This window comes from Hanstruepera flava, from assembly GCF_023634025.1.
Lineage (GTDB): Bacteria > Bacteroidota > Bacteroidia > Flavobacteriales > Flavobacteriaceae > Hanstruepera > Hanstruepera flava.
Genome location: NZ_JALJCW010000003.1, coordinates 423,554 through 444,790, shown reverse-complemented (window position 1 = coordinate 444,790; position 21,237 = coordinate 423,554). Strand labels below are relative to the sequence as shown.

15 protein-coding genes and 13 tRNA genes are annotated in these 21,237 nt (G+C 34.2%); 19 read left to right on the top strand and 9 right to left on the bottom strand.

From position 1 onward, the window contains the following. The 17 genes from MTX13_RS12100 to MTX13_RS12020 all read left to right on the top strand — a co-directional run. Nucleotides 1-926 (top strand): T9SS type A sorting domain-containing protein (locus MTX13_RS12100; RefSeq protein ID WP_250435696.1); only part of this gene is annotated, 926 nt, incomplete at its 5' end. Nucleotides 927-978: 52 nt separating this feature from the next. After that, nucleotides 979-5,055, top strand: coding sequence for a T9SS-dependent choice-of-anchor J family protein (locus tag MTX13_RS12095; RefSeq protein ID WP_250435694.1), 4,077 nt, complete (start codon nt 979-981; stop codon nt 5,053-5,055). Between the two features lie 872 nt (nt 5,056-5,927). Further along, nucleotides 5,928-6,509 (top strand): tetratricopeptide repeat protein, encoded by a 582-nt coding sequence (locus MTX13_RS12090; protein ID WP_250435692.1) that lies wholly within the window; start codon nt 5,928-5,930, stop codon nt 6,507-6,509. A gap of 50 nt (nt 6,510-6,559) precedes the next feature. Continuing rightward, nucleotides 6,560-6,643: transfer RNA gene (locus MTX13_RS12085), tRNA-Tyr, on the top strand. A 6-nt stretch (nt 6,644-6,649) separates the two neighbouring features. Next, nucleotides 6,650-6,722: transfer RNA gene (locus tag MTX13_RS12080), tRNA-Cys, on the top strand. 7 nt (nt 6,723-6,729) lie between these two features. Then, a tRNA-Asn gene (locus MTX13_RS12075) sits at nt 6,730-6,801 on the top strand. A gap of 6 nt (nt 6,802-6,807) precedes the next feature. Next, nucleotides 6,808-6,879, top strand: a tRNA-Trp gene (locus MTX13_RS12070). Nucleotides 6,880-6,884: 5 nt separating this feature from the next. After that, nucleotides 6,885-6,956 (top strand) — tRNA-Asp (locus tag MTX13_RS12065). 9 nt (nt 6,957-6,965) lie between these two features. Beyond that, nucleotides 6,966-7,052 (top strand) — tRNA-Ser (locus MTX13_RS12060). A gap of 6 nt (nt 7,053-7,058) precedes the next feature. Then, a tRNA-Glu gene (locus MTX13_RS12055) sits at nt 7,059-7,130 on the top strand. Between the two features lie 5 nt (nt 7,131-7,135). Next, nucleotides 7,136-7,208 (top strand) — tRNA-Met (locus MTX13_RS12050). A gap of 7 nt (nt 7,209-7,215) precedes the next feature. Then, nucleotides 7,216-7,288, top strand: a tRNA-Lys gene (locus tag MTX13_RS12045). Between the two features lie 6 nt (nt 7,289-7,294). Beyond that, nucleotides 7,295-7,368: transfer RNA gene (locus MTX13_RS12040), tRNA-Leu, on the top strand. A gap of 83 nt (nt 7,369-7,451) precedes the next feature. Then, nucleotides 7,452-7,524: transfer RNA gene (locus tag MTX13_RS12035), tRNA-Arg, on the top strand. A gap of 6 nt (nt 7,525-7,530) precedes the next feature. Next, a tRNA-Gln gene (locus MTX13_RS12030) sits at nt 7,531-7,601 on the top strand. A 7-nt stretch (nt 7,602-7,608) separates the two neighbouring features. Further along, nucleotides 7,609-7,681, top strand: a tRNA-Phe gene (locus MTX13_RS12025). A gap of 951 nt (nt 7,682-8,632) precedes the next feature. Continuing rightward, nucleotides 8,633-9,730, top strand: a complete 1,098-nt coding sequence (locus MTX13_RS12020; protein WP_250435690.1) for a slipin family protein — start codon at nt 8,633-8,635, stop codon at nt 9,728-9,730. A gap of 44 nt (nt 9,731-9,774) precedes the next feature. Here MTX13_RS12020 and MTX13_RS12015 read toward each other — a convergent pair whose 3' ends face one another. From MTX13_RS12015 to metG, 8 genes are all read right to left on the bottom strand, one after another. After that, nucleotides 9,775-10,248: a DsrE/DsrF/DrsH-like family protein gene (locus tag MTX13_RS12015; protein ID WP_250435689.1), complete on the bottom strand. Its 474-nt coding sequence runs from the start codon at nt 10,246-10,248 to the stop codon at nt 9,775-9,777. A 12-nt stretch (nt 10,249-10,260) separates the two neighbouring features. After that, the gene (locus MTX13_RS12010) at nt 10,261-10,569 is read right to left on the bottom strand and encodes a TusE/DsrC/DsvC family sulfur relay protein (RefSeq protein ID WP_250435681.1); all 309 of its coding nucleotides are present in this window, start codon (nt 10,567-10,569) and stop codon (nt 10,261-10,263) included. Between the two features lie 12 nt (nt 10,570-10,581). Next, nucleotides 10,582-11,829, bottom strand: a complete 1,248-nt coding sequence (gene sqr, locus MTX13_RS12005; protein ID WP_250435679.1) for a type III sulfide quinone reductase, selenoprotein subtype — start codon at nt 11,827-11,829, stop codon at nt 10,582-10,584. Nucleotides 11,830-12,178: 349 nt separating this feature from the next. Further along, nucleotides 12,179-12,697 carry a ferritin gene (locus MTX13_RS12000; RefSeq protein ID WP_250435677.1) on the bottom strand — a complete coding sequence of 173 codons (519 nt, stop codon included), beginning with the start codon at nt 12,695-12,697 and terminating at the stop codon, nt 12,179-12,181. Between the two features lie 52 nt (nt 12,698-12,749). Next, nucleotides 12,750-13,586, bottom strand: a complete 837-nt coding sequence (locus MTX13_RS11995; protein WP_250435666.1) for a hypothetical protein — start codon at nt 13,584-13,586, stop codon at nt 12,750-12,752. Between the two features lie 32 nt (nt 13,587-13,618). Then, complete coding sequence (locus MTX13_RS11990; RefSeq protein ID WP_250435664.1) at nt 13,619-15,742, bottom strand: Tex family protein; 2,124 nt, start codon at nt 15,740-15,742, stop codon at nt 13,619-13,621. After that, a complete protein-coding gene (locus MTX13_RS11985; protein WP_250435663.1) occupies nt 15,742-16,362 on the bottom strand; it encodes a class I SAM-dependent methyltransferase in 621 nt (206 codons plus the stop codon). The genes MTX13_RS11990 and MTX13_RS11985 overlap by 1 nt, the downstream gene beginning before the upstream one ends. A 2-nt stretch (nt 16,363-16,364) precedes the next feature. Further along, complete coding sequence (metG, locus tag MTX13_RS11980) at nt 16,365-18,470, bottom strand: methionine--tRNA ligase (RefSeq protein ID WP_250435660.1); 2,106 nt, start codon at nt 18,468-18,470, stop codon at nt 16,365-16,367. A 72-nt stretch (nt 18,471-18,542) separates the two neighbouring features. Between metG and MTX13_RS11975 the strand changes: the two genes are divergently transcribed. Together MTX13_RS11975 and MTX13_RS11970 are read left to right on the top strand one after the other, a co-directional pair. Then, on the top strand, nt 18,543-19,559 hold the full coding sequence (locus tag MTX13_RS11975; protein WP_250435645.1) for a S66 peptidase family protein: 1,017 nt from the start codon (nt 18,543-18,545) through the stop codon (nt 19,557-19,559). A 30-nt stretch (nt 19,560-19,589) separates the two neighbouring features. Then, nucleotides 19,590-19,949 (top strand): YraN family protein, encoded by a 360-nt coding sequence (locus MTX13_RS11970; protein ID WP_250435638.1) that lies wholly within the window; start codon nt 19,590-19,592, stop codon nt 19,947-19,949. Here the strand turns inward: MTX13_RS11970 and MTX13_RS11965 are convergent. Next, the gene (locus tag MTX13_RS11965) at nt 19,946-21,232 is read right to left on the bottom strand and encodes a TlpA family protein disulfide reductase (RefSeq protein WP_250435628.1); all 1,287 of its coding nucleotides are present in this window, start codon (nt 21,230-21,232) and stop codon (nt 19,946-19,948) included. The two genes, MTX13_RS11970 and MTX13_RS11965, sit on opposite strands and share 4 nt — an antisense overlap. Between the last annotated feature and the right edge of the window lie 5 nt (nt 21,233-21,237).

The following is a 21,237-nucleotide window of genomic DNA, read 5'->3' as shown; positions in this document are numbered from 1 at the left end:
ATTCTGTAACAGAGTTTGACAATATAGTAGCCAATGTAGCCTTTGGAACATACAACTATACCTTTACACGACCAGGCGCATGTGATGTAACTGGAACAGTAACTGTAGACTGTAGCACAATAGAGGCACAATCAGGCAATGTATTTTTACCAATTTTCTCTGAAGACCAGACATCAGCAAATGTATTTGTATCAACATCAAGTAATCCAATAATAGGTGCATGGGTAGATGGTGATATTGAATTAACAGATGGCAACAACACATACAACTATTCTGTAACAGAGTTTGACAATATAGTAGCCAATGTAGCCTTTGGAACATACAACTATACCTTTACACGACCAGGCGCATGTGATGTAACTGGAACAGTAACTGTAGACTGTAGCACAATAGAGGCACAATCAGGCAATGTATTTTTACCAATTTTCTCTGAAGATGCGTCTATAGATTCTTCGGTTACTCAAAACGCTGAAATGTTAACTGCAAATGTATCTGGAGTTGGAATTGAATACCAATGGGTAGACTGTAATAATGGAAATGCACCAATTAATGGTGAAACAAATCAAATGTTCACGGCAACAACAAATGGTAGTTATGCAGTTATTATAACAAATACCAATTGTGGCGTATCTGACACATCTGCTTGTTTTGAAGTTAATACATTAAGTGTTACGTCAATTGAGACTCCATTAAGTATTAAAGTATATCCTAACCCAGTAGTTAATAGTGTTAATATATCATTAGGAAGAACTTATGAAGACGTTAACATTAAAGTGTACTCAATTACCGGACAATTAATTAATTCTATTAATAAAACGAATAGTGTTGACTGTAATTTAGATATGGCGAACTTACCATCAGGCAATTACATATTAAAGATTAATGCAGATGGAAATATTAAATCATCTATTGTAATTAAGAAGTAAACATTTAATGGATTGCATCATTTTAAATGGTGCAATCCTAAATAAATATATTATGAAAAAAACTATTCTTTTATTCATGTCAGTATTCATTACGTATCTGGCATTTGCACAAACAACACTAAACGAAGGCTTCGAATCATGGCCGCCAACAGAATGGGAAATATATCTAGAAGGCGAAAGCACAAGAGGTTGGCGACAAGATTTTGAAAATATTTCTCATACAGGTAACCATTCTGCAGATTCAAATATTGCAAATAACCAAATGGATAATTGGTTGGTAAGTTCTGCTATTACTGTTGTAAACGCAAATTACGAATTAAAGTATTGGGAGATTAGTGATGATCAGGATATAGCATTTTACGATAAATCTTCTGTCCAAATCTCTACCGGAAGTCCAGACCCAGCAGATGGTGATTATGTTGAAATTTATGAAGCTAATACGCTTAATACAGTAGATTGGGAACAACGAACTATTGATTTAAGTGCATTTGAAGGCGAAACAATTTATGTTGCCTTTAGACATGAGGGAACATTTCATCAGTGGTTTGTTGATGATGTTACAGTTGGTCCAACTAGCTTTTCTGATGCCGCATTAGTACAAGTCAATAATCCAGTAGGTGTTTCAGAATCAACTGGCACCCAGACTGTTTTAGTCGTAATGCAAAATTTGGGAACAACTGTTATTGACGATTTTACTATTACTTGGGGAATAAATGGTTCGGCGCAACCAACATACAACGGTTCTGCTCTTAATTTACAACCTGGAGAAAGCACAACTATTGATTTAGGAAATTTTGATTTCGCAACAGAAGGATTTTATGATATTGAAGCTCAAGTAAACTTATCGGGAGATTTTGATACCTCTAATGACCAAATAAATTCAACCTATGAAGTGTCATCATTTAAAGATGGCGGAATCGTATCTATTTCACCAGACGGTATGATTGCCAATCCAACAACTTTGGATGTTTTGGTTTCTGTTCAGAATTTTGGTGTCAATACTATTGATATAGCAGAAATTAATTGGTCAGTCAATGGTATTGACCAAACACCATTTACAACTAATAATCTAAATCTAGCATCAGGACAAGCTGTAACGGTTAACCTTGGACAATATGCATTTACTTCAGGACTAAATGATGTTGTAATTACTTTAAATGCACTAGGAGATATTGATTCTAGTAATGATCAATATGAGCAAACAATTCCGGTAGATGTTTTCTGGGAAAGTTTTGAAGGAGCAAGTTTTCCGCCAGAAGGGTGGAGTATTAATTTTGGCGTTAGAGATGATATTAATTTTGACACACCTGTAGAGGGTAATTATTACTATGCTTCACAACCAGCCGAAAATTTCTTTGGAGTTGTAACAGATACCTTATATACACCGTTGTTGGATATAGAAAACGGAGACCGGTTTAGATTCTATATTAAAACAAGTCCTGCACAATCGGCCGTTCATACATTAGTTTGGAAAAATGGAACTACAGGGGAAGTAAACTATATTGCAGATATAGATAATTCACAAGGGTTTAATACTTGGGAACAACGTGATGTTGATATTTCGGCAGCAGCAGGTATTAATTATATTGGTATTGTAAGTACTTCCAATAATAGTGGACTATCAAAATTCGACTTGTTTACTTCTGATGCTAAATTGTATCAATATAGCAACGATTTAAAAGTGGTAAATGGAGATATGAATTTTATAGCACGACAAAATGTTTCTGAAAGTTTTCCATGCAGAATAAAGAACCTAGGTCAAAATAATGTTTTGGGGTCAGATTATACAATTAAACTAATGGAAGCTCCTAATACAGAGTTGACATCTGTTAGTGGTGTAAATATTAATTCATTACAAGAAGCAATTATTAATATTGATTATTCATTTACTTCGATTTCTAATAAAAGACTTTATTTTGAAATAGAATATGCCAGCGACCAAAACCTGTCTAATAATACATTTAGAGAAGCAACAGTAAGTATTGTGCCTAATACTGTTGAAATAAATACAATTGGTGAGTTGGAAGAATATTTTTTTGTACCATTTTCACCAGGTGGAAGTACTCAAACATTGGGGGAAGACGATTTAACAGAAGCTATGTTTTATAATACAGAGTTCAATTCACCAGGTTATGCCTATGGTGTAGCTTATAAATATGATAATATTTTACCAGCAGATAAAGTAACTCAATACCCATTAAAGGTTTGGGTTAAACAAACAAGTGATACAAATTTATCTGGAGGCTTTAGTCAAACCGAAGAGCTAGTTTTAGTTTATGATGGTGTAGCTGAAATATTACCTGGATTTAATAAAGATTTATACATTCCGTTTAATGAGCCAATATTATTAAATGGCATTGAAAATGTTGTGGTTAGAGTATACCAATATGATCCTGAATGGCCACCTTCAATATTACGCTTTATTGGAGATGTAGAAACTAGAGGTGAAACAAGAACTATTGGAGCTTTAGATGTTTTTAATTTAGACCCAGATAATCCACCAACAGGATTTTTTGAAACTACAAATTATAATCAAACAAGATTTGTAGTAGATCCAGTTACATCTAGCGCAACAGTGTCTGGAACAGTATATGACTTAGCAACAAACAACCCTATTCCTGGAGCAACAATAGTTTTCGAAGGATCTTCTATAACTGCGCAAACTGATATAAATGGTAATTACACATTGCCAGCATTACCATTTGGTTTATATAATATAATAGCAGGAGCAGATGGTTATCTTGATAACATTGAAACAATAGATTTTAATTCGGCAACTCAAACACAAGATTTCTTTTTAAGTCAGCTTCCTGAAATTGTAGTTTCTGGTTTTGTTTACGGAGACAACGCACCATCAACACCTTTAGAGTCTGTAACTGTAACCCTATCGAAAGATGAAGCTGTAGTAGAAACTATAAGCTCTAATAGTGATGGTAGCTTTACTTTTCCATTAGTATTTGGAGGTTCAGATTACGAGATTAAATTATTCATGTATGGTTACGATGAAATGATAATACCTTTTGCAGCTGTTGACACCGATATCAATTTCGGCAACATTATTTTAAGTGAAGAATTCATTAGTCCATTTGATGTTCAAGTAGATGAAAATTCAGGACCAACCGTTTCTTGGAAAAGTCCAAAGTTAAGCTCAAAAGTTAAATTACAATACGATTTAAATGAGGAGTCAAACGGTTATGCAAACGAACCAAACGAAGATGTATGGTTAGGTAATTATTATTTAATTTCAGAATTAACAACAATTACCAGTGTTGAAATACAAACATCAATTTATCAAGGTGTTGAAGATTTTGTAACGATTGATATAATAGATTTAAACTCTAATGAAGTTATAGCTTCAAGTGAGCCATTTTTAATCCTACAAAATGCAACTCAAGTTATAGATGTTCCAAATATTGTAGTTGATGAACCTTTTATGGCTGCTGTGCACTGGCAAAACAATGCGGAAACAACAAACTTCTTATCTGTTGATTTCTCTGATGCTAATATTTTTAATGGAGCAGTTATTCGTTATCCTGGAGAGTTACCAGGATTATTATCAGATTTAATTGGAGTGCCAAGTTCATTTTTATTGCGTGTTAATACTTTAGACGACGGAACACCAATTACAAATAACGAAGCTGTTACTTATAATGTTTATCGTGGTTTAGCTAGTGAATTTCCAGATACGTCAAATTGGACACAATTAAATTCATCACCTATTTCAGAATTAGATTTAGTAGATGCAGATGGAACTAATATTGATCCTAATGTATTATACAGATATGCTGTAGAAACAGTATATGCAAATGGTGAGTCTGAAGTAACGTTTTCAAATGAAATTATGGGTAGCTTGCTAAGCACAACAGATTTTAGTTTTGTAGAATCTGATATTCAAATTTATCCAGTTCCAGCAGAGAATGATATAACTATTAAAATAGCATCAAATATTCAATTAGATAAGCCAATTGAAGTTTACGATTCTTTGGGTAAGCGCGTTTTTAATATATCATATTCAGATTTTAAAAACGGAGAGGTTACTAAAAGAGTAAGTACACTTCAAAGTGGTATCTATTTTGTAAAGATATATGCAGATAATAGCGTTTTAACGAAAAAAATAATAGTAAAGTAGGTTAATATTTAGTAGTTTTTTTCTAAAGGGCTCCAAAATCAATAGTTTGATTAGGAGTCCTTTTATCTTTTGTTTCTTAAGCTTTTACTTCAAGGATTTTAACTAAAATAGTTGAAATATACATTCCATATTTTCAAGGGTAAATACGTTTAGATATTTTACCATTTTTTTGGTTTAATTATTTTTTTGGCCATATTTGTACCACAAATGAGAAAAACAATAGTACATAAAGCACCTTGGTCACTGTTAAGTCAGTGCGATTATCGTGGAATTGAGATGAAAAATCTATTTCCAAAAAGGACGCTTATTGCTATTTTTAACCGAATTTAAGTGTGAATTAAATCAACTAAATATATAATAACAGTAAGCGTCCAAGAAATTGGACGCTTTTTTTATGAAAAAAAACAATTTTTTTGAACAAAATTTTAAAAAACTAAAATAAAAGGCATTGAAGATTAAGCGATTGAGAGACAGTCTATTGCATGAATCTAGAGTATCTGAAGTAATTCGGACAGGAACAACTATGACTTAAATTACTGAAAATCAAATAGTTGAATTAAAATTTTATTTGCATAATATAAAAATCCATTTCATATTTGCACCGCAGAATTGAACAATCCATCTGCTAACAATTTTTAAAAACAAGAAGCCATGCTAATACATAACATGTATCAAAATGAGAGTTGCGAGTTTAAATCGCAAAATGGGCTTCGGTCGTTTCTGTAAAATTCTTTCCAGAAATCAATCCGAAGCAAATCAAACTGTTTCGGATTTTTTATTTCACAAAAAATCAAGAAAACTAAATCTAAACAGTTTTTGCATTCGCATATGTTATGCGAAGCATTAAACAATTAAAATTTTAGAAATAAATCATGGAAAATAATTTACATAACGTCTATTTGTTTCGGGCTATAGAAGCTTACCCTTGGGAACTTGAAAGAGCTATTGAGGCATTAAACTACGCTTTGGCTTATGATCCTGAAAATGTTAAAGCTTTAACTCTCATGGCTACGATACAAATAGAACAGCTGGGAAACTATGAGTTGGCAAAAAGCTATTACCAAAAAGCTTTGTCTGTGAGTTTGGAAGTTCCGTTCATATATCCTGAATATATCAGGTTGTTGATTAACTATGGAGACTATGAAGAGGCTCAAAACTTAATTGAATTTGCTGTAACTGTCAAAGGTATTGATAAAGCTGGTATTATGTTGAATCAAGGTCTGTTGTACGAAGTGCAAGAACAATTTGATTTGGCAGAAAACACTCTAAAAGAGGCAAAGCAATTAGCTATGAATAATGATTTCATTAGCTATGCTGACGAGATATTATCTAGAGTAAGTAAAAAGCATAAGTTCCAAAAAAATAAGGAACGAAAACTTGAAAACTTACAAAAGAAGGTAGAAGAAGAAACCAAAACAAACTGGTTTCAGAATAGGTTGAATAGTTTATTATAAAAAAAGGAGGTTTTAATGATCGGCAAACTTTTTTGTTTGCCGATTATTAAGGGAATTCGTCAGCGTGGGAGAGCTGAAGCAGTCTGTAACACTGTTGTTTAATAACTGAGTAGGTTCGAATCCTACAATTCCCACAAATGGACAAGGTGGCTGAATGGTTAAGGCAGCAGATTGCAAATCTGTTTTATATGAGTTCGAATCTCATTCTTGTCTCACAATCGATAATGTAGCTCAATGGTAGAGCAAGTAGCTGTTAACTACTAGGTTGAAAGTTCGAATCTTTCCAATATCGCAAAATGCGTTTGTGGTGTAATGGGTAGCATATAAGTCTCCAAAACTTATGGTTGAGGTTCAAATCCTTACAAACGTGCTAATAGTACCGTAACTCAATGGTTGAGTGCTCGACTGTCTCTCGAGAAGTTGCGAGTTCGAATCTCGTCGGTACTGCAAAATATTGGAGAGTAGGTAAATATTGGTTTGTTGTGCTTACCTGCTAAGTAAGTTTACCAAAAGGTGATGAAGGTTCGATTCCTTTGCTCTCCGCATAATGCTCTATTAGCATAGTGGTTAGTGCATCTGGTTTTCTCCCAGAAGACAAGGGTTCGATTCCCTTATAGAGTACAAAATGAGATATAGCTTAATTGGTAGAGCATCGCTCTCATAAGGCGAAAAGTTTAGGTTCGATTCCTAATATCTCAACTATAATTGAGGTGTAGCTTAATTGTTAAAGCACCGGGCTTTTAACTCGGGTGATTTAGGTTCAAGTCCTAATACCTCAACTATTTGCAGGAATGGCGAAAACGGCAAACGCACTTGATTTAGAATCAAGAAATTGGGAGTTCGAATCTCTCTTCCTGTACAAATACTCTACTAGCCCAACTGGAAGAGGCATCAGGTTTAAGCCCTGTTAAGTCTTGGTTCGAATCCAAGGTAGAGTACAATAAACTCATGGTGTAATTGGAAAGCATCCAAGGCTACGAACCTTGTGGTACAGGTTCGAGTCCTGTTGGGTTTACAAAAGTAATCCGTGGTGTAATGGTAGCATTCAAGAATTTGACTCTTGAGGTAAAGGTTCAAGTCCTTTCGGATTATCTAAATAGGAACAGTAGCAAAGTTGGTCAATGCGGCGCACTGAAAATGCGAGGATACAGGTTCAATTCCTGTCTGTTCCACAAATACCTCTTTAGCTTAAAGGGAAGAGCTGTGGTAAAAGACCTTTGATCGTAACCATGAAGTGATTGGAAGAAGTTGTTAGTGACGTGCTCACTAATGAATAGAATTTGCAGAAGCACCGAAATTAACAGGATTGAAAGTAGGGAAGCGCATTTAGAGCCAATCTGTTCGCGAAAGCGAAAGTGCCAGTTCGAATCTGGTAAGAGGTACTAAATTAAAATATCAAGCTAGTCTTGTTGGGTGTTTCGGTATAACACTATTGTATGAAAGGTTGCGGTTTCGTATCACTGTTTCATATTCAACTAGACTTGAAGGATGGACTGTTATCCAAAAAATAGTCGCGACTCTATAGGTCGTGGGTTCGACTCCCACTCTCAATTTTTTTGAGATAGTTCAGTTGGCTAGAACAATAGATTGTTTTGTTGCCGGTTCGAGTCCGGTCAAGATGTTCAGAATCTTGTAACTCAATTGGTAGAGTACTACACTTTTAATGTAGGATGAAGCTTATCATCTTGTAAAACTGATAGCCATGCAGTTGGTCAAAACTGCTCATCAAAAATTGACAAAATAGTCAGGTTGTGAATCGGCAAGTAATAAACCAAAAGGTTTTTGACTGGCAATCTTGAAAGTACCTTGAAATACTGATTTGTAATATACCAAAGCTAAATTAAGTTTTGTAGTTAGATTATCAACTAGAGTCATGCATTTGATTTCGCATTTTTAATCCCATTGCTCAACACGTTTAGTCTCAGTTATTACTATGAGTATTTCCGTACCGAAAAGATGATTTACAATCTGCTATTTTATCTATAAAAAATGAAAATTTAAAAATAAACTTCAAAACCAGATGAACTCGTTATTTGGTGACGAAGTAGGCAACCCTTCCGTTACAGGTTTTGCCACGTCCATAGTGGGCAAATTAGAATGTTTAATTTAAATAATTAGAAACAATGAAACGAGTAAGAATTAATGCAGGAAAAGTAGGTTTGGTTTTCAAAAATGGTGATTACTTGAGAGTAATTACACAAGGAAAACACTGGCTTGGTTTTAATCAACGTGTATTGATGTACGACCTCGCAAACACCTTTGTGGCTCCAATAGCGTTAGAACTCTTACTAACAGACGAAACGCTAAAAGCGATGTTAGAGATTGTTGAGGTTAAAGATGGTGAACTAGTTTTAGTTTACGAAAAAGGTAACTTCAAAACGGTTTTAACTGCTGGACGCTACGTGTACTGGAAGGGTTTGATTGAACGTGAGTTTGTACGTGCCGATTTGAGTAAGATTTATATCACTGAAAAAATTGACAAGTCACTATTCAGCAATTATGAATTGAGCAAATACATTCGCGCATTTGAAGTTGCAACTTATGAAAAAGCAGTGCTTTTGGTTGATGATGTATATACCAAAACTTTAGATGGAGGTACATACAGATTCTGGCGAAACGATACAACCATTAAAATCGCTAAAGCCGATTTGCGTCAATTGCAATTGGAAATTTCTGGTCAGGAATTGTTGACAAAAGATAAAGCTGCAGTTCGTATCAACTTTTATACACAGTATAAAGTCACCGATATTGAAAAAGCACTTTTGGAAAACAAAGACTACGAAAAGCAATTGTACATTACCATGCAATTAGCGTTGCGTGCTTATGTTGGAGCTTACACTTTGGATGAATTGTTAGAGCGTAAAGATAATATTGCAGAAGCAGTGTTTGAAGACGTAAAAGCAAGTGCGACCAAGTTGGGTGTAAACGTTTTGAACTGCGGTATTAGAGATGTGATTTTAACAGGTGAAATGAAAGAAATCATGAATCAGGTTTTAGTTGCGCAAAAACGAGCTCAAGCCAACATTATTACACGTCGTGAAGAAACAGCTTCTACACGTAGTTTGCTTAACACAGCAAAACTAATGGAGGAAAACGACATGTTGTACAAGCTTAAAGAGATGGAGTATGTTGAAAAAATTGCCGATAAAATCGGTGAAATTACCGTAGCTGGTAATGGCAACATCGTAACACAATTAAAAGAGATTTTCTCTGGAAAATAGGTGGTGTAAAAAAATGCGTTAGAAATTTCTAACGCATTTTTGTTTTATATAAACAGTAGCTGACAACCTTCTTGGTCTGCGCGACTATAAAAATCACCGATGGTAAGTATGCCATCCAAATCGTCAATTAAATCTTCACGTTCAAGGTGGAACATGTCGACGGCTAATTTGCAAGCCCAAAGTTTACAACCAGAATCTGATAGAATTTCTAAAAACTCATCAACAGGAGGCATATCCAATTTCTCCATTTCCTTTTTCATCATTTTTGTAGCTAACGCCTCCATACCAGGCAGTCCACCAATCATGGTTGGTATGTGCATTCCAGGATTACCAACGGTTGCTACCTTTAAGTGTTCAAGTTTTTTCTTTTGAATGGCTTCAAGACCAAAAAAAGTAAAAAATATTTCGGATTCTATACCTTCCATTCTAGCTCCATTTGCCATTACAAATGCGGCATAAGCATTTTCAATTGTGGCTTTAGATAAAATGAAAAGCATTTTTTTAACTTTTGTACTCATAATTTCAAATTTTTAAATACAACTTTTAGGTTTTGGAATTCCAGCAATTAATGTTGCTTTTTTTAGTGGTCCTGCTGGGAAAAGCGCATAGAATTCTTTAATGTTGATAACACCACTTTTTTTGATTCCTCTAATAGACAACGGTTCTTCCTTTTTGTATTTATCGTGTATATAGTCTATTACTTCCCAATGCTTGTCAGTCATTTCTATTTCTTGCTCTTTGGCCAGTTCGTTTCCAATGTCTTTGTTCCATTGTGTGAAATCGGTTAAATAGCCCTCGTCGTTTACATCAATTTCTGTATTTGCTATAAATTTTTTCATGATTTCTAATATTTAGTTTGTTATTTTATCAAATTTCTTTCCCTTTTCATTCATTGTGGCAGATACAAATGGAATATGAATTCCTTTAATGAGCATGTTCCAATATATCCATCTAAATGCCATTTTACCCATATGATTTGTTCTACTTTCCTTTAATAGTTTTAAAGGTCCAACACCAGGAATTGGGAAAGTGCCTTCAACAGGTTCGTGCGTATAGTTGAAATCAATTAGCAATGCTTTACCATTCCCAGTTTCTACAAAACAGTTGGCATGGCCATCAAACTCTTCTTTCAATGGTTCACCTTTAATGAAGCGCAGTATGTTTTCAGTAAGAATTTCGGCTTCAAAATGGGCGACAGAACCTGCTTTAGATGCTGGCAAATTTGTAGCATCTCCAATAGCAAAAATATTTTCGTAGGCCTTTGTTTGTAGTGTGGCTTTATGAGTAGGAACAAAATTTAAATCGTCTCCCATTCCTGAACGTTCAATTAATGCATCTCCCATATTTGTTGGCACAGTAACCAAAAGATCATATTCTATTTCAACATCGGCGTAATCTATAATTTTGTTGTTTTCATAATCAACACGTTCGATATTAAAGTCTGTAACTTCTTTAATGTTTTTTTCTTCTAATAAGTAATGTAAAGCCTTGGTCGCTTTAGGCTTGGTAAATGCGCCACCTAAAGGCGTTACATAGGTAATATCTACCTTATCACGCATACCTTTATTCTTGAAATAAGAGTCTGCTAAAAATGCAAATTCAAGAGGTGCAACAGGACATTTAATAGGCATTTCTGTAATATGAACGACTAATTTACCACCTTCCCAAGTTCTCAATTTGTTTCTTAAAGCTTTTGCTCCTTCATAGGTATAGAAATCGAAAATGCTCTTATACCATTCTGGACCATTCATTCCTTCAATTTCATCTGGAGCTATTTTAGCACCGGTAGCGATAATTAGTATGTCATATTCTAATGTAGACCCATTGGCTAGGTTTACTTTATTCTCTTCAGGTTCAATTAATTCAATTTTTTCCTGAATATAATTAACATCTTTTGGAATAAATTTTTTACCATTTTTTTTAACCTGTTTGGTTGTATATATATCGAAGGGTAAGAACAAAAAACCAGGTTGATAATAATGTGTTTTGTATTGATCAATTATGGTGATTTTCCAATCCTTTTTTGGAAGTTTTGAAACTAAATGATTAGACATCATGGTTCCAGAAGTACCTGCTCCAAGAATAACTAAATTTTTCATAATCTTACATTTATACAGTAAAATTACGACCTATAAAGTTTTTAAAACATGATTTTAGTCATACTAAGATGTAATCAATAATTATATGAGAAGTTATAACTAGGCTACCTTTTTAAGTAAATCAAAGCATGGGCATTTGCCACAACGTTTGTTTTCACCTTTTTTATACTTTTTGCAACACTTACTTTTTACCTTATCAGCATTAATAACGCCTGCCTTATGTAAGGTTTTTAAAGCTTTTTTTTGTTGCTTTTTTTCTTTTTTATTCTTGCCCAATGTATGCTAACTTGTAGAATGTGAGGCAAAAATAATTATTTTTATTAATTCTAAATAAACTTAATTGTTAAAATTATTCAGGGCTTTCAGAAGCCGCTGTACTAACAGTCATTTGCTGAATGTCTCTATCGAATAAATACAAACCACCTTTATCGTTTCCTATCATATTTATTTTATCAAGAATGGTGCGAGCCATAGCTTCTTCCTCAATTTGTTCAGCAACATACCATTGTAAGAAGTTATGCGTGGAATAGTCTTTTTCCTGTAAAGCGATATGAACCAATTCATTAATGCTTTCGGATACAAACACTTCATGTTCAAACAGTTTTTCGAACATTTCCTTAAACGATTTAAAAGTCACATTTGGTGCTTTTAATGCTGAAACATGAGCATGTCCACCACGTTCGTTTACATACCTAACCAATTTAAGCATATGCGCACGTTCTTCATCAGATTGTGAGTACATAAAACCAGCAACACCTTCAAGCCCTTTTACTTCAGCCCAACAAGCCATTGCTAAATAGATTTGAGAGGATTCGGCTTCAACTCTAATTTGATCATTTAACGCTTTTTCTATTTTTTTTGATAACATAATATTTTTCTTTTAGATGAAATTGTATACAGATTAGGTAAGGTTTTAATAATCATTTTTTGTAAAATGGTGTTCTTTTTGCAAGATACTTTAAGGTAATTTTATAGGCATCTTCTGTATTCCAAAAAGATTCATGCTCTTGACTAAATAAATTATCACCTCTATCATTATAAATATTCATAACCATAGAAGTTCCATAATTTTGAATTGTAGAGGATGTATTGGCGCTGTAAGTTTTACTTTTACCATCGCCAAATACGTTGCCTATCAAATTACCATTTTTATCTACACGTGCATTTCCTGATTGTTTTGAAGTAGAAGCTGTACCGCCATAAGTGCTTTTACTTGTCTTTTGTACAGAGACGGTTCCTTGAATAACATACTCAACACCTAAGATATGGCAAATCTCTCCCATGGTATAACCTGCGATGTTATTGTTTGTTACTCCTGCTTTAATTAAAAGAGCATTTGTAGTTCGAGGATCTTGATATTCAAGATTTGTATTGTGATTTTTAAATAATGTATAGGTTTCTTCTTGAATTCTATTAGAAACAGATTTTGAGCCATCACGTTCGTCTTTAATATAAGCAAAAGGCAAAACGGCTACTTTATTGTGATGGTTTTCAACGATTGCATTACTGCCATTAGCTTGCGTTGAATTAAAAAATTGCACACGCCCTGAAGCAAAAGTTATTTTTGCGATATCGATCTTGTCAACTTTATAATGAAGAGTTTCATTTTTATAGTTAAAATCTATAGTTCTGTCATCAATACTGTTTACATGACCTACCATTTCTTCGCCATTTGTTTTTAGAATAATATCGTAATTTTGAGAAAAAGAAGAAATTGATAAAAAGGCAATAGTTAATAAATAGAGAAGTGTTTTCATTTTTTCTTTAAAAATACTAAATATTAACTAATTTATTTGTGCAGTTTTAATTGAATGCGCTTGCGCGGAACATCAACCTCCAATACTTTTACAATGACCTGCTCGTGCAAACTAATATAGGCACTAACATCACTTACAAAACCATCTGATAAGTTTGAAATATGAATCAAGCCGCTTTCTTTAATTCCAATATCAACAAAAGCCCCAAAATTGGTTACATTATTGACAATTCCCGGAAGCAATTGCCCTTCTTGCAAATCATTGATGGTTTTTATATTTTGATTAAAAGTAAACACTTTGGCTTGTTCTCTAATATCTAATCCTGGTTTTTCAAGTTCTTTTATGATGTCTTTAAGTGTTGGCAAACCAACTGTATCTGTACAATAGGGTTTTAAATCAATACCATTTAAAACAGCAGAGTTTCCTATAAGTTCAGAAACACGTTTTCCTTCATTTTTTGCAATAGCTTTTACAATACCATAGCTTTCAGGATGCACAGCAGAATCATCTAACGGGTTTTTAGCCTCTTTAATTCTTAAGAATGCGGATCCTTGCTCAAAAGCTTTGTCACCTAAACGTGGTACTTTTTTTAAATCGGTTCTTGAAGAAAATGCACCATGTTCATCGCGATAATTCACAATGTTTTCGGCTAATTTAGGACCAATTCCTGATACATAACTCAACAAACTTTTACTAGCTGTATTTAGATTAACACCAACAGCATTCACGCAACTTTCTACAACAGTATCTAGTTCGGTTTTTAGCTTGGTTTGATCAACATCATGCTGATATTGCCCAACACCAATAGATTTTGCATCAATTTTCACCAACTCTGCCAATGGATCTTGCAAACGACGACCAATAGAAACAGCGCCTCTAACCGTAACGTCATAATTAGGAAATTCTTCTCTAGCAATTTTTGAAGCCGAATAAATACTAGCTCCTGCTTCACTTACCACAAATACTTGAATATCATTTTTAAAACGAATACGTCTAATCAGCGATTCTGTTTCACGCGAAGCGGTTCCGTTTCCAATAGCAATAGCTTCAATTTTATAAGCTTCAGCAAGTGTGCTTATTTTTTTTATTGCGCCTGCGCTATCATTTTTAGGCGCATGCGGATAAATGGTTTCATTATGTTTAAGTTGCCCTTGCGCATCTAAACACACTACTTTACAACCGGTTCTAAAACCAGGATCGATAGCCAAAACACGTTTTTCTCCTAATGGTGAGCCCAACAACAATTGTTTTAGGTTTTTGGCAAAAACAGTTATCGCAGCTTCATCGGCTTTTTCTTTTGCATTTTGTAATGCTTCATTGCTCAATGATGGCAACAACAATCGTTTGTATGCATCTTTTATAGCGATCTCAATTTGATCAGAACACGCATTGTCAGATTTTATAATACGTTGCGCAATTTTATCTAAAGCACGTTCATCATCAATTTCAATTTTCACACGAATAAATCCTTCGTTTTCGGTACGTAAAATGGCTAACAAACGATGTGAAGGAATACGACTCAACGACTCGCTCCAATCAAAATAATCACGGAATTTTTGAGCGCCTTCTTCATCGGCTTTCTTTTTAACAACTTTAGTTGCAATGGTTGCAAAACGTTCTAATTGATAACGAATATTATTTCTGATATCAGTACGTTCATTAATCCATTCGGCAATAATATGTCGTGCACCTTCTAGAGCATCATCAACCGAACCAACAGCATCTTTTACATATTTATATGCTATGCTTTCAATATCGTGAGCGTTTTGACTCATTATGATTTTAGCTAAAGGTTCTAATCCGTTAGCTTTAGCAATATCAGCTTTTGTTTTTCGGCTTTTTTTGTATGGCAAGTAAATGTCTTCAAGTGTTGTAATATCTTGAGTTTCGTTTACTTTTTGTTCTAATTCTGACGTTAAAACATCTTGTTCTTCAAGTGCCTTTAAAATAGCTGCTTTACGTTTTTCAAGCGCCTCAAAGAGTTCTTTGTATTTTACAATATCACCTATTTGAACTTCATCCAGATTTCCTGTAGCTTCTTTTCTGTAACGTGAAATAAACGGAACAGTACATGCATCGTTAAGCAAGTTAATGGTGTTTTTTACACCAACTTCAGGTAAGTTGGTAGATGATACTATATAGTTAATAAGTTGCATTATGCTTTCTTGAACAATGTATAAATATATGGGCGTTCACCACCAAAAGGATTTATAAACGTATAGTTGAAGCTGTCTACAAGTTTAAAATCTTTCCCTAATTTTTCTTGTAACATCTCTAGGCTGTAACGCTGTAATGGTAACCCGCAACATTTTTCGGCACCATTAGTGGCAAAAACGGCTATAAGTGCATAACCATTTTGCGATACCTTTGTCGTGAGTAAATTAAAATAGCTTTCTTGCTCTTCAGGTTTTAAAAAGAAATGCAATACAGCTCGATCAATCCATAGGTCAACAGGTTTTAATTCTTTCAATTTTGTTGGGTTGGTTAAATCGTCAGCTATACATGTTAAATCATACTGATATGTACCTTGAATACGAAGTTTTAGTTTATTTAATGCAACAGTGCTTAAATCGTTTGCAAAAATATTTTGAAAACCCGCATCCAACAAATTGTCAATTAATGTGGTGGTACCAGCACCTACCGTCAAGATTCTAGAATCCTGTTCAAGGTTACAGGATGTAACAAGTTGCATAGTTTGAGCAGGGTTTTCTTCAAACCAACCTAATTGAGAATCTTCTTTTTCAAAAGCCTTATTCCAATGCGATTCAAAATTCATTGTTAACTTATTTGTAGACCATTAGCAACGTCTTGGTTTGCATCAGGATTTACAAACACCAACTTACCTTCAGGGCTTTCGGTCATTAAAATCATACCTTCGCTTTCAACACCACGTAATTTTCTTGGTGCTAAATTCACTAAAACGGTAACGCGTTTTCCAATTACTTCTTCGGCAGTAAAGCTTTCAGCAATACCAGAAACTATGGTTCTTGTGTCAATACCTGTATCAACTTTTAAAACTAAAAGTTTTTTGGCTTTCGGCATTTTTTCGGCTTCAATAATCGTTCCTACACGTAAATCTAACTTTGTAAAATCATCAAAAGTGATTTCTTCTTTTTGTGGTTCAGCCACTTTATTGGCAGCTTCATTGGCCTTTTTACTTGTCTCTAGTTTGTCTAATTGTGCTTGAATGTCTTTATCTTCAATTTTTGTAAAAAGTAATTGAGGTTCTTCAATACAATGTCCGGGTTTAATAAAATTATCAAGCGAAATTCTATCCTTAAGATTCTTCCAACTAACACCTTTTATAAACCTATCACTTATATATCCTCCTGCCATTTCGGGTGTTTCCATTGCAAGTATTTCTTTTAATTTTTTAGAAGTAAACGGTAAAAACGGCTCGCTCAAAATAGCCAAAGCACCTGCAATTTGTAAAGCAATATACATAATGGTTTTGGTGCGTGCTTCGTCTTCTTTGATTACTTTCCAAGGTTCTTCGTCAGCTAAATACTTGTTTCCCAATCGCGCTAGATTCATCAATTCCTGACTTGCTTCACGAAAACGATAACGTTCTATAGAACTACTTATCACTTCAGGATAAGCTCTTAATGCTGCTAATGTTTTCTCATCAATATCTCTCAATTTACTAGGTTCAGGAACAACACCTTCATAATATTTTCTTGTTAAAACAACAACTCGGTTTATAAAGTTTCCAAAAATGGCCACTAACTCGTTATTGTTTCTAGCTTGAAAATCTTTCCAAGTAAAATCGTTGTCTTTGGTTTCTGGTGCATTGGCTGTTAAGGCATAACGCAAGACATCTTGTTGACCAGGAAAATCTTCAAGATAATCAGGTAACCATACTGCCCAGTTTTTTGAAGTCGATAGTTTATTGCCTTCTAAATTTAAAAATTCGTTTGCTGGCACATTATCTGGTAAAATATATGAACCTTCTGCTTTTAGCATACTTGGGAAAATGATACAGTGAAACACAATATTATCTTTTCCTATGAAGTGAACCAATTTTGTATTTTCGTCTTTCCAGTATGGTTCCCAATCTTTTCCTTCGCGTTCTGCCCATTCTTTGGTTGCAGAAATGTAACCAATTGGCGCATCAAACCAAACGTAAAGTACTTTGCCATCAGCGCCTTCAACTGGCACTGGAATTCCCCAATCTAAATCGCGTGTTACAGCTCTTGGACGCAAACCGTCATCAATCCAAGATTTTACTTGTCCGTAAACGTTGGGTTTCCAATCTTTTTTATGGCCTTTTAAAATCCATTCTTTTAAAAAATCTTCGTGTTTGTCCAATGGTAAAAACCAATGTTTGGTTTGCTTTAAAGTAGGTGTGTTTCCCGTTATGGCCGATTTAGGAATGATTAAATCGGTTGCATTTAAGCTGGTTCCACAATTCTCGCATTGATCGCCATAGGCTTCTTCATTTCCACATTTCGGACAGGTTCCTGTGACAAATCTATCGGCTAAAAACTGATTGGCTTCTTCGTCGTATAATTGCTCGGTTACTTCTTCAATAAATTCACCTTTATTATAAAGTGTTTTAAAAAACTCTTGAGCTGTATCGTGATGAATTTTAGCGGATGTTCTTGAGTAATTATCAAAGGTAATTCCAAAATCTTCAAACGATTTTTTAATTATAGCATGATATTTATCTACAATATCTTGAGGCGTAACACCTTCCTTTTTTGCTTTTATTGTAATAGGCACACCATGCTCGTCACTACCACACATAAATGCGACATCGTTTCCTGTTAAGCGTAAATAGCGCGCATAAATATCAGCAGGTACGTAAACACCAGCTAAATGCCCAATATGAATTGGTCCATTGGTGTAAGGTAATGCAGCTGTAATGGTATATCGTTTTGACATGGTATTAATTTTATGAAGCCACAAAAGTACGTAATTTAAGAGCGTTTCTGAAAAAAAATGTACATTTACAATATGTCAAAAATCACCATATTATTTAGCTTGTGCTGCCTCCTTTTTTTTGGAGAAAAGGAACAACCGCAAGTTCATGAATCAAAAAAAATAAAACCTAAAACTTTGATACAACCACCATATTTAAAAGCTGGCGATACAGTAGCTATTGTTGCACCTTCGGGCATTTTAAAAAACAGGCAAAAAGAGGTTCAACAAGCTGTTGATTTATTAAAGAATTGGGGTTTGCATGCTATTGTTGGTGAACATGTGTTTAGTCAGGATAATCACTTTGCAGGCACAGATGCCCAACGCTGTGAAGATTTTCAAAAAGCAATGGATAATCCAACAGTCAGTGCTATTTGGTGCGCTAGAGGCGGTTATGGAACGGTTAGAATTTTAGATAAGTTAGATTTCACCAACTTTAGAGAAAATGCGAAATGGTTAATTGGCTATAGTGATATTACAGCTTTACATAATCAATTTCATAATGAAGGCTTTGAAAGCATACACGCCTTAATGTGTACCAGTTTAACAGATGATTTGAACGATATTTCAGAATCTATTGAAACCTTTAGAAAAGCGATTTTTGGAGAACCGTTGACATATACTTTAGAGGGTTCAAAATATAATAGAGTTGGGACAGCATCGGGTGAATTGGTAGGAGGAAATTTAACGATGTTGCATACCATGTTGGGCTCAAAAACCAGTATAGATACATCTGGAAAAATTCTATTTATTGAAGAGATAGGCGAGTATAAGTATCATATTGACCGCATGTTGCAAAGCATGAAACGCGCAGGCTATTTTGATGAATGTGCAGGTGTTTTGGTTGGCGATATGAGTAAGCTTCGTAAAAATACCACGCTTTGGGGAAGCTCTATAGAACAATTGATTTTAGATGCCTTATCGGAATACGATTTTCCTATTGCGTTTAATATGCCTGCTGGTCATGAAAAGGATAATCGCGCTATGATTTTGGGAAGAACTATTGAAATGAAAGTTGGTAAAGAGCAATCTACTGTGGTTTTCGAGGAGTAAATAAGATTCCCACTTTCGTGGGAAGTGATTATGGCACAACACAATGAACTTGGCAAAAAAGGAGAGCAATTAGCTGTAGATTATCTTTTAGAAAACGGGTATGATATAGTAGAACGCAATTACCGATTTGATAAGGCAGAAGTTGATATTATTGCACAGCTGAATGATGTATTGGCCATTGTTGAGGTTAAAGCCAGATCAACAGCAGATTTTGGAGATCCTCAAGATTTTGTAAAGCCTAAACAAATTAAGAATTTGGTAAAAGCAGTTGATGAATATGTTACCGTAAATGATTTAGACGTTGAAGTACGCTTTGATATTATTGCTATAGTTAAAGAAGGAAAAAACTACAATATTGAGCATCTAGAAAACGCCTTTTTCCATTTTTAGTTTTTTTTCAAAAACGCCTTTAACTCTTCAACATCATCAGGTTTAGCCATTATGGTTTTATCCATATCCAAAATAAAATAGCTTGGTGTTCCTTGAATGCCATAATCTTCAACTACAGGATTATCCCACTTTTTTAAACCAATTACGTGAATAAATTCTGGGTAATTTATAATTACGTTTTTCCAATTTTCAGTCTCGTCTTCAATACCAAAAGCAATAACTTTATAATTAGGATATTCTACAATAATAGATTTTAAAATTGGTAATTCATCAAGACAATGACCACAACTACTGCTCCAAAAAATAAGCACATAATTGTTATGCGAATTTAAATCGTATAAGGATTGTTTTGTAGTAATATTAAAATTAGGCGCTTGAATGCCAACAGCCGTTTTTTTAAAGCTCATTAAGGTTTCTACAAGTAGCTCATTGTTTTGTTGTTTGGCAAGTTCCAATAAATAGGTGTCACTAATATAATGGGCAACTTCAGAAAAATCGTTTTGTATCATGTTTTGCCACAGCTCTTGTAAAATGGTAAGTTTTATTATTTGGTTATTACCAATTGCTGCAACGGTTTCATCAATCGCACTTTTGTAATAGTCATCATCTGAAGGCATAGCAAAAACATAAGCAACAATACGGTCTGTAATATAATCTGAACTTTGAATCCAACGGTTACTAAAATCTATGTTATCAAAATAATGCTTAATAATATTTTGGGAGTAGGTTTGAACGTCTTCAGCAGTTTCAGGTATGTATAATCGGTTTGATGTAATAAAAGCATGCGCAATAGTGCCTACTGATTGTTTTTCGTAAGAATCTTGTGTGCTTTTTAATTGCTGAAACAACTCTAAAAGTTGAGCTTCGTTTTGCTGATTATTGGTGTAGTAAGCACTAATTTTAGCATTTATTTTTGAGATAGCTTCAGAATAAGACGTCCAAAGTAAGTTGCTTTTAGATGATGTAAAACTCAATCCTTTTTCTAAATCGAATTGCAGTTCAACATCTTCATTTCCTTCATAAAAAATTTCAAAATTGTTGTCTTCAGGTGGAACTGCATATACAATTTTGTAAATGCCCTTTTTTATAGATTCATCAAGCTTAATTTCAAACGTGCCATCTGGTTTTACTTGTACTTGATTATTGTAATTAACACTTGTAGGTGTAGCTTCATATAAAAATGCATAGGTAAACTCACTTGCTGGCGAAAAAGTGCCGCTTAATTTATGTTGTGCAATTATCAACGAAGGTATTATACAGAAAATGTAAAGCCATTTTTTCATATCGA

Bases quoted from the DNA above. Each gene is read 5' to 3' on its own strand.
- MTX13_RS12015 (WP_250435689.1), bottom strand. From the start codon at position 10,248: ATGAGTACAAAAGTTAAAAAAATGCTTTTCATTTTATCTAAAGCCACA.
- MTX13_RS12095 (WP_250435694.1), top strand. From the start codon at position 979: ATGAAAAAAACTATTCTTTTATTCATGTCAGTATTCATTACGTATCTG.
- MTX13_RS11965 (WP_250435628.1), bottom strand. From the start codon at position 21,232: ATGAAAAAATGGCTTTACATTTTCTGTATAATACCTTCGTTGATAATT.
- MTX13_RS11970 (WP_250435638.1), top strand. From the start codon at position 19,590: ATGGCACAACACAATGAACTTGGCAAAAAAGGAGAGCAATTAGCTGTA.
- MTX13_RS11995 (WP_250435666.1), bottom strand. From the start codon at position 13,586: ATGAAAACACTTCTCTATTTATTAACTATTGCCTTTTTATCAATTTCT.
- metG (WP_250435660.1), bottom strand. From the start codon at position 18,470: ATGTCAAAACGATATACCATTACAGCTGCATTACCTTACACCAATGGA.
- MTX13_RS11990 (WP_250435664.1), bottom strand. From the start codon at position 15,742: ATGCAACTTATTAACTATATAGTATCATCTACCAACTTACCTGAAGTT.
- MTX13_RS12090 (WP_250435692.1), top strand. From the start codon at position 5,928: ATGGAAAATAATTTACATAACGTCTATTTGTTTCGGGCTATAGAAGCT.
- MTX13_RS12010 (WP_250435681.1), bottom strand. From the start codon at position 10,569: ATGAAAAAATTTATAGCAAATACAGAAATTGATGTAAACGACGAGGGC.
- MTX13_RS12000 (WP_250435677.1), bottom strand. From the start codon at position 12,697: ATGTTATCAAAAAAAATAGAAAAAGCGTTAAATGATCAAATTAGAGTT.
- MTX13_RS11975 (WP_250435645.1), top strand. From the start codon at position 18,543: ATGTCAAAAATCACCATATTATTTAGCTTGTGCTGCCTCCTTTTTTTT.
- MTX13_RS11985 (WP_250435663.1), bottom strand. From the start codon at position 16,362: ATGAATTTTGAATCGCATTGGAATAAGGCTTTTGAAAAAGAAGATTCT.
- MTX13_RS12020 (WP_250435690.1), top strand. From the start codon at position 8,633: ATGAAACGAGTAAGAATTAATGCAGGAAAAGTAGGTTTGGTTTTCAAA.
- sqr (WP_250435679.1), bottom strand. From the start codon at position 11,829: ATGAAAAATTTAGTTATTCTTGGAGCAGGTACTTCTGGAACCATGATG.